Source organism: Vibrio nigripulchritudo ATCC 27043 (assembly GCF_000222685.1).
Taxonomy (GTDB): domain Bacteria; phylum Pseudomonadota; class Gammaproteobacteria; order Enterobacterales; family Vibrionaceae; genus Vibrio; species Vibrio nigripulchritudo.
Window position 1 is genome coordinate 1 of the sequence record NZ_AFWJ01000054.1, and the last position, 11,348, is coordinate 11,348.

Consider the following 11,348-nt stretch of genomic DNA (forward strand, 5'->3'; position numbering starts at 1 on the left):
TGCGTCATATCGCGATTACTGATGGTGCACTAGACAGCAGTGACGTGTTCGAACTGGGGAAAACCGATCTTGGCGAAGCCTGGCTCTGCTTCCCCTACATCTTGTTCTGCCAAATGCTGGCATTTGAAAAATCCCTTCACTTAGGGCTGGGACCGGACAACCCATGCCCGACCGGAGAAGTTAACCGTGTGGTGCAAGGCGTCACCATCCACCCATTTATCCACGGCAATAAAAGGAATTAATCATGGCAAATATCGTTTTAAGTCGAATCGACGAACGTCTGGTTCACGGGCAAGTCGGCGTGCAATGGGTTGGCTTTGCGGACGCCAATATCGTGGTGGTTGTTAATGACGAAGTCGCTGAAGACACCATTCAACAAAACCTGATGGAAATGGTACTGGCAGACGGCATCGCTATCCGATTCTGGACCGTGCAGAAAACCGTCGACACGATTCACAAAGCTGCCGACAGACAGCGGATCCTTCTGGTGTGCCGCACCCCCAAAGAGTTCCGCCAGTTGGTTGAGGGCGGCGTGCCCATCACCAACATCAATGTCGGAAACATGCATTACGTGGAAGGTAAAAAACAGATTTCTAAAACGGTTTCGGTGGATGCCGGAGACGTTAAAGAGTTTCAAAAACTCAAAGCGCTTGGCGTGAGCTGCACCGTTCAGGGTGTGCCGACAGAAAGCGCGACCGACCTCTTTACGCTGATTCAATAAAGGACACACAATTATGGAAATAGGATTCATACAGGCACTGATGCTTGGCATCCTCGCCTTCTTTGCTGGTCTTGATTTATTCAATGGCCTCACTCACTTCCACCGCCCAGTGGTGCTTGGTCCACTTGTCGGGCTGATTCTGGGTGACCTGCAAACGGGTATTTTGGTGGGTGGTACGTTGGAACTGATATGGATGGGGCTAGCACCACTTGCCGGCGCTCAGCCACCCAACGTTATCATCGGCACCATTGTTGGTACCACGTTTGCCATCACCACCAATGTTGAACCCAATGTCGCCGTTGGCGTTGCCGTGCCCTTTGCTGTCGCGGTGCAAATGGGTATTACCCTACTTTTCTCTGCCATGTCGGCAGTGATGTCTAAATGTGATGCGTTTGCTAAAGATGCAGACACCAGAGGCATCGAACGAGTGAACTATTTTGCGCTCGCGGTGCTTGGCTCCTTCTACTTTCTGTGTGCATTTTTACCTATCTACCTTGGCGCAGAACACGCAGGGGCTGTGGTCAGCACACTTCCTAAGGAGCTGATTGATGGCTTAGGGGTTGCCGGTGGCATCATGCCTGCGATTGGCTTCGCTGTGCTGATGAAGATCATGATGAAGAATGCCTACATTCCTTACTTCATCCTTGGTTTTGTCGCAGCCGCTTGGCTTGAACTGCCAATCCTTGCGATAGCCGCCGCCGCGACTGCCATGGCAATCATCGACTTTATGCGCAAATCAGAACCTACCCCTGTTACTGCACCAACCGAGGATCTAGAAGATGGAATCTAATGTAAGCAACGAAATTGACCTTCGCCGTCAGAACACAGGTGTGCAGCCAGCTCCGGGGGTTGCGCCAGACGAATACGAAAACAAAGAGATTGGTGCCGAGCTGACCAAAGCAGACATCAACAAGATGGCATGGCGTTCTCTTTTACTTCAGGCTTCATTCAACTTTGAACGTATGCAGGCTTCGGGATGGTTGTATGGCTTACTCCCAGCCCTGAAAAAGATCCACACCAACAAAGCAGATCTTTCAAAAGCCATGCAGGGACACATGGGTTTCTTTAATACCCACCCTTTCCTGGTCACCTTTGTGATGGGAATTGTGCTGGCGATGGAACGCTCAAAGCAGAACATCAACAGCATCCAGAGCACCAAGATTGCAGTCGGCGCACCGATGGGCGGAATTGGCGATGCCATGTTCTGGCTGACGCTGCTGCCCATTTGTGGAGGCATCGGCGCAGATCTGGCGCTTCAGGGCTCCATTATGGGTGCGGTCTTCTTCATGGTTCTGTTTAACGTGGTGCATTTCGGTCTGCGATTTGGTCTTGCCCATTACGCCTATCGCATGGGTGTTGCCGCCATTCCAGTGATAAAAGCCAACACCAAAAAAGTGGGACATGCGGCTTCCATGGTGGGTATGACCGTTATCGGGGCTTTGGTTGCCACCTATGTTCGCCTGTCGACCACCGCTGAAATCACAGCTGGTGATGCTGTGGTCAAGCTTCAGTCTGATGTTATCGACAAACTGATGCCCGCATTTCTACCTCTGCTTTACACCCTTGCTATGTACGCACTGGTGAAACGAGGCTGGAGCCCGCTGAAACTCATCGGTATTACCGTCACGCTTGGCGTTGTGGGTCGCTTTATGGGCTTCTTGTAAACACGTTTTTTTAATCGTCAGAAGGGGCTGAGCTTTCAGCCCCACAGAGGAATAACACATGATTGCTGTCATATTGTCTGGACACGGTGGGTTTGCTTCAGGTATCGAGAAAGCGATGCTACAAATCATCGGTGACCAGCCACAATTTAAATCTATCGATTTTCCCGAAGAGGCAACCACGCCTCAGCTAGAAAGTGCCATGCGCGAAGCCATCGAAGCGATTGATACCGGTGAAGGCATCGTATTTCTGACCGACCTCCTTGGAGGCACTCCTTTCCGAACCGCTTCTCTGATCAGTCAAGAACGAGATGATATCGAAGTTGTCACCGGAACCAACTTGCAAATGGTCGCCGAAATGCTGCTTGAACGTGACGAACTCAACCTTACTGAGTTTCGAGACCAAGCTCTGGAATGCGGTCATAGGGGTATTACCTCACTCGAAGCGGAAATGCGTCAAAAAACCAACCAATCAACCACGGTAGAAGAAGATGGGATCTAGTCAGTACTATCGGGCTCAGCGCATCTTACATGGCAACCAGTGGTTGGAAGATGGCGTTATTGCAATCGATGAGCAGGGAGTGATTACTGCCATTGAGTCTTATGCCAATTCTGAACATCACTTCGCCACTGATCTTGGTCAGGTCACACTGATGCCTGGGCTCATCGACACGCATGTCCACGGTGCAAAAGGGTGTGACGTGATGGATGCCAGTCACGACAGCCTGAATACCATGTCCCAATTCTTTGCCGAACAAGGCGTAACCGCGTTTGTCGCCACTACGGTTACTGCGCCACCTGCAAAGATTCGCACGGCTTTAAAACAGGTCGCCCAAAGCAAAAAACTAGGAGTAGACGGAGCGGAGATTCTTGGCGCTTATCTCGAAGGTCCGTATTTCACTGAAAAGCACAAAGGCGCACACCCGACCCAATGGTTCAGAGAACTGAGCATTGAAGAAATTGATGACTGGATCTCATACAGCGATAACCAATTGATTAGCTTCGCACTAGCGCCAGAGAAGCAAGGCGCAATCGAAGCCATTCAATATCTTCGGTCTCAAGGGATAAAAGTCATGCTTGGGCACACCGACGCCAGTTTTGATCAGGTGCAGCAGGCATTAGACGCCGGCGCTAACGGTATCGTCCATTGTTACAACGGAATGCGTGGATTACACCACCGCGACCCCGGCGTGGTCGGCGCGGGTCTTGTTCATCCTCATTGCTATGTAGAAATGATTGCCGATGGCCACCATGTTCACCCGGTTGCGATTGATGTCGCTCACCGCTGTTGCGGTTCTCGCCTGACTTTGATTACCGATGCCATGTGCGCAGCAGGTATGCCTGACGGAGAATATCGTTTAGGGGAATACACAGTAACAATGAAAAACGGTGTTGTCACAACGGATTCCGGTGGCTTGGCAGGCAGCACGCTTACTCTCAATAGCGCCGTCAGCAATATTCAGCAATGGCTGAACGTTCCCCTTGAACAAGCCTGGCTGATGGCTTCACTGACTCCCGCTCAGTCGCTTGGTATTCAAGACCAACTCGGCACTCTGGACGTTGGCAAACGCGCGTCCATGGTGGCACTAAATTCCGATTTTTCTATTCATAAAACTTGGGTAAACGGGCGTCTCGTATTCAACGCAGTTGCAACACCCGATCAGGAGGCTCTATGTATCTAATATCTTCACGTGAAATGCTTAAACGTGCGCAACAGGGTGGTTACGCGGTGCCTGCATTCAACATCCATAACCTTGAGACTGTGCAGGTGATCGTCGAAACCGCTTCTGAAATGGGGTCGCCTGTCATCTTAGCGGGCACACCGGGTACTTACGATTACGCCGGAACAGATTATCTGGTGAGTATTTGTAAAGAGGCAGCGCACAAGCATTCCATGCCACTGGTACTGCATCTTGACCACCACGAAGACCAGCAGGACATTCACCACAAAGTTGAACATGGCATTCGCTCGGTGATGATTGATGGTTCTCACTTCCCATTCGAACAGAACATCGAAGTTGTCCAATCCATTGTGCAGTTCTGCAACCGTTATGACGCCAGTGTGGAAGCCGAGCTTGGGCGCTTAGGCGGTCAGGAAGATGACCTTATCGTCGACAGTGCCGATGCCCTGATGACCGACCCAACATCCGCAGCAGAATTTGTTCGCAGAACAGGGATAGATTCACTGGCAGTCGCCATAGGCACGGCACATGGAATGTACAAAGCCGAACCCAAGCTGGACTTTGATCGATTAGAAAAGATTCGCGCAGAAGTAGACATTCCTCTGGTACTGCACGGCGCTTCAGGTGTGCCAGACGATGCAGTAAAACGCTGTATTGATTTAGGGGTGTGCAAAGTAAACGTGGCAACAGAGTTAAAAATCGCATTCTCTGATGCGGTGAAACAACACTTTTCCGATAACCCGGAAGCCAATGACCCGCGCAAATACATCACGCCCGGCAAAGCGGCGATGAAGCAAGTCGTGATCGACAAAATCCAAATGTGCGGCAGCGAAGGAAAGCTCTAAAGCTTTTACTTTCAGCCAACCTATTTTAAACACCCTCCCCCTATTAGGTGTTGATACCTGAGTCACCTACCCCAGGTCGAAGCTTGTCTACCGGGTTGCTCAGATATACAGGGGCTGAACTTTCAGCCCCTATTTTTTAGCTTCAGATATCATTTTTCGAATCCTTCACGCACTATAAACACGAAATTAATACGCCTTCTGAAATACTCCTTTGGATCGAGGTCCTCCTACGATTTCATATGAAGTTTTAACGCTGGTACATGCGGTATCAAACGCCGTGTTTTCAAAGTATTGGACGTGAAAAATTAAGACCTTCATTCGAGATTGACATAACAAACTTCGATTAATATATTGACGGCTTGAACGACCTTCCATGATCAGGGTCGGTCCTCAGTACCGGTTCAAAATGAACTCGCCCAAGCCCTTAATTTTGAGCATCCTCTAAGATAAATTGTACGGATACCTTTCCGGTATATCAGGTGTTTTGAAAACTGCTGTTTAACCTGTATCAGTTGGCGAATGTTGTGCGTAGCAGTTTTGTGGTATCGCTCTTCAATAAAAATAACGAAATGTAATAGTGCGGAGAAATACGATGAGTCATTGGACAGATTTTTTCCCTTACGTCGCCATGGCGTTCAAGGTTATCGTTTTACTAATCGGCGGATACTTCGCCATCAAGTGGCATTTTGACCAAGACAGGAAGTTGAAGAAAAAAAGAGAACAAGAAAAGCTGAACCAAGAGCAGTAACCACCCTTCTTTTGCTTATTCCAAATCAGCCATTTAAAAACGTTTTATATAAGCGAGTTAAGTGGCTGAAATTGAAAATCCACCTTCATTGACTCCAACCAAACACCTTCACTAAACGATATTCTGTTGTTCAGTATGAACGGGGATAATATTCAGAAAAGCAAAACGCCGCTAAAAAGCGGCGTTTCAAATGGGTGGAAGCCCCAGCCACATCCCGGCACACGAGTTACACGCTGCGGCTGCTCCCTTCCGGGCCTGACCGAGTTCACGAGCTATCGTTGCGGGAGGACCAGGGCCTCCATAGATTCTGTAGAGCCAAAGGGGTATCCCCGAAGGCAGGATGGATTATTCAGTATCCTTGCCCCGATTGCAACCCTATGACCGAATAATTAGCCCAATCTTGTTCTGAATGATGAAAGATTGCCCAAAGTGAACAATTTCTGAAAGTTAGCGAAGAATAAATGCCTTTTGAAAACCATCAGTTATCGACGGAAACAAAGGTTGGCTCTCCTTTGCGTTTCGATTGATACATGGCTTCATCGGCTTTGATGAGAATCTCTCGGAGCGTGAACTCTTTGTTTCTGGGCTGAAATACACCAATCGAAACAGACACTGAAAGATCGCGATCTCTTTCTTCCAGATAGAAGGTAAACAGACGAAGGTTCTTAAGAACACGATTGATGTTTTCTAACGGGTTCGAGGTGACCAGAATAAACTCATCTCCCCCGATTCGGTACCAGTTGCCCTTCCAGTTTCTTCTGATGATGGAGGCGTAGGTCTGAATCACTCTGTCCCCGACGTCGTGTCCATACTGGTCGTTAATCTGCTTGAAATCGTTTATGTCCAGATAGAACACCGTCTGCCAGGGCTTGATCCCACGGCGATATTTTAAGTTGAGTGCACGTCGGTTTTCTAACTTGGTCAGGCTGTCGGTATTCGCCTGGCGATAAAGCAAATACGCCACCAGCAAGATAAACAGAAACGCGACAATAAATAGCCGCTTGGTCTGGTTTGCCAGTTCCTGCTCTCTCTCTAGAGTGTTCCGCCAGTCTGGCTGTTTGTCATAAAAGTCGTTGATGCTTGATGTATCCAGCATTCTGATTGCACGAGAGAATAATGCGGCAAGTACTTCTCCCCGAGTATTTTTAGGAAAACCCAAAGCGATTTCGGAACTGTGAAAACTCTCGATACTGTAGTCCTGAGTAATGGGCAACAGCTCCTGCTCTTTCAACAGAATATTCAGGGAAGCTTTGTCCAACGCAATGTAGTCAATCTCATTGTTAACCAGCGCTTTCACCAGCTCATCCTGGCTGGAGTAACGCACAAAGGTTTTTTGTGGCAGTAACTGGCTTAGCAGTTCATCAAAAAAATCGTTTCTTACCACCCCAATTCGTTCGGTAATCAGTTCTGACACATGGGTGTAAACGTCCGGTTTGAAGCCCAGCCGCTTTACGATGATCGCTTCTGGGAAGTAATGCGGGACACTGAAATAAGCGATATTTTTGCGCTGTTCAGAGATGGTTAACGGCGCAAGAATATCGATTTTCTTATTGATCAAATCGCCATACATGCTCTCCCAGCTTTCGTAGGCGGTACTCACCACTTCACAGTTAAAAGTGAGGATCTGGCAGGCTTGCAGCAAAGTATCCGCACTGATCCCCTGAACATCACCTTCTTTGGTGTATTCAACATATGGATAGGCGTTTTCAAGTTTGACTCTGAAGGTCTGGTTCGATTTTAGACCTAGTACTAGCATGTCTCGCCTGAGCGCCCTTCTGCGTATATCAAACTGATACTCACTGATGTGTTTTCGAAGTCGCTTTTGCATGGATTCTGAATGAATGAATTTGACGATTTTCTCCATCATGTATGCGTGTTGCCCTCTGCGGGCAATGATTGACACCGGCTTAATGGAAATCTGATCATTCAATAGCTGGGCGTCCAGCCCTATCGTCAGCATGGCTTTCAATTGATTGATGGCATCGATTACACCGTTGACCTCTCCAGAGATGAGCAAGTTCTTTGCTTCTTCAAATCCGTTGTATTCAATCAGCCTGACGTTTGGGAAATTTTGTTTTACTAAAGAGGGGTAGATGGTGTTCTTTGGCACGCCAATCACTTCAGCATCTATCAGGCTGATGCCCGACGGGCTGAATAAGTAGGTGTACTCTATGTTGGTTGGAGCGGAAAAGTCGAAGATCTTGGCTCTTTCTTCGGTATGGGTGACATTTGCAGCAAAGTCACTTTCGCCACTGGCAACGGACTCAAGAATAGAATCGAAATCCGGCATATCCCGGTACTCGACCCCAACAGAAAACTCTTCGGCAACGGCATCGAAAAGAAAGCGAGTTACTACATCATCTGCCTCTGTTGCGACAACATAGTAAGGTTTCTGTCCATAAACCACTTTTATTCCCATAAGTTGAAGCGCTAAAAAAGCACCCATCAGGGCTAATAGTTTTTTCACTTATCGCTCTCTGTGCCGTAAAACACACCTATCTTTCACATAAACGTAACAAAAAAAAGAGCTACTAGAATAAACACGAAACCTCACACCAAAAATGTGAGGCTAGTTCAAAAAGAGGAGAATTGATAACCTTGCTGAATCAAATTGAGCCGACAGCTAAACGGTTTTATGCATCCTCGTGCTCATCTGCGGAACGCAGGATGTAATCGGTTGCCCAAGCTGTACCCAAAAAGAATATCCAGACCACGAACACCGGGTTGGGAATTTCGACGGTATTCGATGTCACCATAGCGGCAAAAGCCACCGTAGGAAGAGTCCAGCAAAGCAGTTTGTTCCAATTGAATTTTGACAGTTTTGGTAATGTTTCAGCTGACGCAATGATGCCCACAAGGCACAAAGCAATCAGTGCGGCATGAGTCCAGCCTGCCAGCCACAGTGCCAATATGAGTGAAAGTGTCCACCAGCTGTGTTGAGACGAAGACTTCCAATGGCGGACTGCATACCAAGTCGCGATAACCGAAAGCGTTTGAACTAACGTCACTTCCCACGAACCGGGAATTTTACCTTCTGCCTGAGTCACCATAATACCAACCTGCATCACCAGAACCGTTGCAGCAGTGGTAATCAATACATAAATACTGCTACGGCGGGAGAACGTCACCATCAGTAGCGGGAATAAGATCCAGACACTTAATGACATGGCGATGGGTTGCAAAGGAAGCGTAAAACCATACACTGCCAGAGCACCAAGTAAAATGAACCCTGCTGCGCCCCCTTGAGGGAGTATCCACAAAGCAGGAATAACCAAAGCAAGAACTGGAATATCACCACCACTCATACTAATCGCCCTTGCACATACAATCGCAAGTAAAGTGGTAATGATGAACTGGAGCGTCGAAAACACCATAGCTCTCTCCTTCTATTCCATGGACGAACTAGGACCAATTCAGTATGGATCAATTTTTAAGCCAAATCTTTGCAGTAATTCACCAAATTCCATATGGCCAGGTCTCTACCTACGGTCAGGTAGCTCAGCTAGCAGGATATCCTGGCTATGCCAGACATGTAGGTAAAGCTCTCGGAAACCTACCCAAAGGCAGCAAGTTACCCTGGCACCGAGTCATCAATAGCAAGGGAGAGATCTCATTAAAAGGAACGGCTTACGACAGGCAGAAAGTAAAACTGGAGGATGAGGGGATTGTCGTGAACTTGGCGGGAAAGGTTCGGCTGAAAGATTACCAGTGGCAGCCCTAAGCTTAAAATCAAGCGGGCAGCCACTGATCAGACTTAGATTTAACGTGTGCGAACCAGCATCAAATCCAGCTTGTGCGTTTTGCTTTCATCTGTGATGACAGGGAATACGGTATCCGTGATGTACCTGAGTTCGCCGCCCACCTCAATTCGTGCGCTCACACTGTATGTATGATGAGGCAGGATTTTCGCTTTGTCATAGTCTAACTTGAAATAGAAAGGAACTTGATTTCCGTTGGTTTCAAATTCTTGGCTAGTGATCAAAACCGCAGGGGCATCCGCTAGGGAAATGTCTTGTAGTGTGACTGTAACGTAAGCGTTGTCTGGCAGTGCCATGCGTTCCAGGTAGTACAGAGAGCCTTCAACAGACGCCATTTCCACTGGTTTTACCTGAACTGAAGCTTTCGATTCTTCTGCATTTTGACAGCCAGATAAGCTTAAGCCAGCGGCGACGGTCATCAAGATAACCATTAGTTTTTTCATATCTTTTATCCTGGTTTAATGGACGCAATGAAAGAATGATTTCATCAAGTTTACACTTCGACTTGAATTGGTGCTGAGTATATCGCTACTACTTGTTTTTTGTCGTTATCCAAGGTATTTAATTGACACAACTTTGACGGAGGTACGATGAGTAAACCATTAGACGAACTGCTCGATTTATTGCAGTTAGAACAACTAGAACAGGGGCTCTTCCGTGGACAAAGTGAAAACCTTGGATTACCGCAGGTGTATGGTGGACAAGTTATTGGGCAGGCGTTGTCCGCTTCCCGGTATACGGTAGAAAGTGACCGCACTGTACACTCTTTTCATAGCTACTTTCTGTTTCCGGGAGATCCGGAAAAATCCATCATCTATGATGTCGAAAACCTGAGAGACGGAAGAAGTTTCAGTACAAGGCGCGTTAAAGCCATCCAAAATGGTCGCCCGATTTTTTACCTCACTGCGTCTTATCATGGAGATACCCCGGGGTTTGAGCATCAAAACGCCATGCCTGAAATTGCAGGGCCTGAGAACTACGCTTCAGAATCTGAGCTGGCGAGTCGAATAGCCGACTATTTGCCAGAAAAAATCAAACAGGCTTTCTGCGGTGAAAAACCAATTGAAGTTCGCCCTGTTACGGTCGTAAACCCGTTACAGCCTCAGAAAGAAAAGCCGACTCAATACCTTTGGATTAAAGCCAATGGCGAAGTGCCTGATAATCAGTTAATTCATCAGTACTTACTGGCTTATGCCTCTGACTGGGGTTTTCTGGTTACCGCCCTTCACCCACATGAAGTTTCTTTGATGACGCCTAACTTTCAGGTTGCCACTATCGATCACTCCATGTGGTTCCATCGTCCTTTCAAAATGGATGAGTGGCTTCTTTACGCGATTGAAAGCCCGACCGCCAGCAATACCCGCGGCTTAGTACGAGGTGAGATTTTCAATCAGCAGGGAGCAATGGTAGCAAGCGCCGTTCAGGAAGGTGTTATGAGGTTTACCAAGTAGTCTGATTTACATCGACGCGAAACAAAAAAGGCAACTCACTGAGTTGCCTTTTGTTTTTAGTGGGTATGGTATTCCCCATCATGGCTGTGTGCTCGTGACAAACCAGAGAGTGAAAATGAGTTATCTACCGTCCCTTTAAAGCAGTTCAGCACCCATGGAAAACTGTCGGTGATGTAATAACCGTACTGACCATTTACCGTCATTCCATTGCATTCGTCCAGGTCCCCCAGCCCATTCACATACTCATAGTCTCCTCGGAACTGCCCATCGTAGTTAGCACTTGCTACAACGCCTTGCCCTGACACAGGTGTGGTGTACCCCGACACTGCCTGCCTTGTTCCCGATTTCAGCCGATAGCTTGGTGTGGCTTTTTTGACTGTGCCATTGTCGTCAAAACAACTGCCGTAAATCGGGAATCCATCAGCAGCAAAACCAATGACGGGGGATGCACTGCCACCAGCACAGTTCTGCACAAACATGGC

The 11,348-nt window shown here is 47.8% G+C and carries 13 protein-coding genes, 1 other RNA gene and 1 pseudogene; 10 read left to right on the forward strand and 5 right to left on the reverse strand.

The window, feature by feature from the left end:
• The 8 genes and pseudogenes from RH89_RS06555 to RH89_RS30105 all read left to right on the forward strand — a co-directional run.
• Positions 1-242, forward strand: a pseudogene (locus RH89_RS06555) (tagatose-6-phosphate ketose isomerase); the annotation flags it as partial.
• A 2-nt stretch (positions 243-244) separates the two neighbouring features.
• The gene (gene agaV, locus RH89_RS06560; RefSeq protein WP_004400441.1) at positions 245-721 is read left to right on the forward strand and encodes a PTS N-acetylgalactosamine transporter subunit IIB; all 477 of its coding nucleotides are present in this window, start codon (positions 245-247) and stop codon (positions 719-721) included.
• Positions 722-734: 13 nt separating this feature from the next.
• Positions 735-1,511 carry a PTS N-acetylgalactosamine transporter subunit IIC gene (agaW, locus tag RH89_RS06565; protein WP_004400443.1) on the forward strand — a complete coding sequence of 259 codons (777 nt, stop codon included), beginning with the start codon at positions 735-737 and terminating at the stop codon, positions 1,509-1,511.
• Positions 1,501-2,385 (forward strand): PTS N-acetylgalactosamine transporter subunit IID, encoded by an 885-nt coding sequence (gene agaE, locus RH89_RS06570; RefSeq protein WP_004400444.1) that lies wholly within the window; start codon positions 1,501-1,503, stop codon positions 2,383-2,385. Before agaW ends, agaE begins: the two co-directional genes overlap by 11 nt.
• A 58-nt stretch (positions 2,386-2,443) precedes the next feature.
• Complete coding sequence (agaF, locus tag RH89_RS06575) at positions 2,444-2,884, forward strand: PTS galactosamine/N-acetylgalactosamine transporter subunit IIA (protein WP_004400445.1); 441 nt, start codon at positions 2,444-2,446, stop codon at positions 2,882-2,884.
• Positions 2,874-4,064 carry an N-acetylglucosamine-6-phosphate deacetylase gene (gene nagA / locus RH89_RS06580; protein WP_004400446.1) on the forward strand — a complete coding sequence of 397 codons (1,191 nt, stop codon included), beginning with the start codon at positions 2,874-2,876 and terminating at the stop codon, positions 4,062-4,064. The genes agaF and nagA overlap by 11 nt, the downstream gene beginning before the upstream one ends.
• Positions 4,055-4,909, forward strand: a complete 855-nt coding sequence (locus RH89_RS06585; RefSeq protein WP_004400447.1) for a tagatose bisphosphate family class II aldolase — start codon at positions 4,055-4,057, stop codon at positions 4,907-4,909. The genes nagA and RH89_RS06585 overlap by 10 nt, the downstream gene beginning before the upstream one ends.
• Before the next feature lie 592 nt (positions 4,910-5,501).
• Positions 5,502-5,657 carry a hypothetical protein gene (locus tag RH89_RS30105; RefSeq protein WP_004400448.1) on the forward strand — a complete coding sequence of 52 codons (156 nt, stop codon included), beginning with the start codon at positions 5,502-5,504 and terminating at the stop codon, positions 5,655-5,657.
• Between the two features lie 198 nt (positions 5,658-5,855).
• Here the strand turns inward: RH89_RS30105 and ffs are convergent.
• From ffs to RH89_RS06595, 3 genes are all read right to left on the reverse strand, one after another.
• Positions 5,856-5,952: signal recognition particle sRNA small type (ffs, locus tag RH89_RS29050), an RNA gene on the reverse strand.
• Positions 5,953-6,135: 183 nt separating this feature from the next.
• Complete coding sequence (locus RH89_RS06590) at positions 6,136-8,076, reverse strand: diguanylate cyclase (protein ID WP_050811507.1); 1,941 nt, start codon at positions 8,074-8,076, stop codon at positions 6,136-6,138.
• A 214-nt stretch (positions 8,077-8,290) separates the two neighbouring features.
• Positions 8,291-9,031, reverse strand: coding sequence for a VP0952 family biofilm-associated protein (locus RH89_RS06595; RefSeq protein ID WP_004400451.1), 741 nt, complete (start codon positions 9,029-9,031; stop codon positions 8,291-8,293).
• 44 nt (positions 9,032-9,075) lie between these two features.
• On the opposite strand from RH89_RS06595, the gene RH89_RS06600 reads away from it, so the two are divergent.
• Entirely contained in the window at positions 9,076-9,378 is a 303-nt protein-coding gene (locus tag RH89_RS06600) for an MGMT family protein (protein WP_004400452.1), read from the forward strand.
• 39 nt (positions 9,379-9,417) lie between these two features.
• Here RH89_RS06600 and RH89_RS06605 read toward each other — a convergent pair whose 3' ends face one another.
• Positions 9,418-9,858, reverse strand: coding sequence for a YbaY family lipoprotein (locus tag RH89_RS06605; protein WP_004400453.1), 441 nt, complete (start codon positions 9,856-9,858; stop codon positions 9,418-9,420).
• A gap of 147 nt (positions 9,859-10,005) precedes the next feature.
• Here RH89_RS06605 and tesB point away from each other — a divergent pair, with 147 nt between their 5' ends.
• On the forward strand, positions 10,006-10,866 hold the full coding sequence (gene tesB, locus RH89_RS06610) for an acyl-CoA thioesterase II (protein ID WP_004400454.1): 861 nt from the start codon (positions 10,006-10,008) through the stop codon (positions 10,864-10,866).
• 56 nt (positions 10,867-10,922) lie between these two features.
• Here the strand turns inward: tesB and RH89_RS06615 are convergent.
• The coding region (locus RH89_RS06615; protein WP_004400455.1) for a YHYH protein at positions 10,923-11,348 on the reverse strand (426 nt) is incomplete at its 5' end.

What these genes read in the sequence shown, in the direction of transcription:
- agaV (WP_004400441.1), top strand. Translation starts at nt 245, where the DNA reads ATGGCAAATATCGTTTTAAGTCGAATCGACGAACGTCTGGTTCACGGG.
- agaW (WP_004400443.1), top strand. Translation starts at nt 735, where the DNA reads ATGGAAATAGGATTCATACAGGCACTGATGCTTGGCATCCTCGCCTTC.
- agaE (WP_004400444.1), top strand. Translation starts at nt 1,501, where the DNA reads ATGGAATCTAATGTAAGCAACGAAATTGACCTTCGCCGTCAGAACACA.
- agaF (WP_004400445.1), top strand. Translation starts at nt 2,444, where the DNA reads ATGATTGCTGTCATATTGTCTGGACACGGTGGGTTTGCTTCAGGTATC.
- nagA (WP_004400446.1), top strand. Translation starts at nt 2,874, where the DNA reads ATGGGATCTAGTCAGTACTATCGGGCTCAGCGCATCTTACATGGCAAC.
- RH89_RS06585 (WP_004400447.1), top strand. Translation starts at nt 4,055, where the DNA reads ATGTATCTAATATCTTCACGTGAAATGCTTAAACGTGCGCAACAGGGT.
- RH89_RS30105 (WP_004400448.1), top strand. Translation starts at nt 5,502, where the DNA reads ATGAGTCATTGGACAGATTTTTTCCCTTACGTCGCCATGGCGTTCAAG.
- RH89_RS06590 (WP_050811507.1), bottom strand. Translation starts at nt 8,076, where the DNA reads ATGGGAATAAAAGTGGTTTATGGACAGAAACCTTACTATGTTGTCGCA.
- RH89_RS06595 (WP_004400451.1), bottom strand. Translation starts at nt 9,031, where the DNA reads ATGGTGTTTTCGACGCTCCAGTTCATCATTACCACTTTACTTGCGATT.
- RH89_RS06600 (WP_004400452.1), top strand. Translation starts at nt 9,076, where the DNA reads ATGGATCAATTTTTAAGCCAAATCTTTGCAGTAATTCACCAAATTCCA.
- RH89_RS06605 (WP_004400453.1), bottom strand. Translation starts at nt 9,858, where the DNA reads ATGAAAAAACTAATGGTTATCTTGATGACCGTCGCCGCTGGCTTAAGC.
- tesB (WP_004400454.1), top strand. Translation starts at nt 10,006, where the DNA reads ATGAGTAAACCATTAGACGAACTGCTCGATTTATTGCAGTTAGAACAA.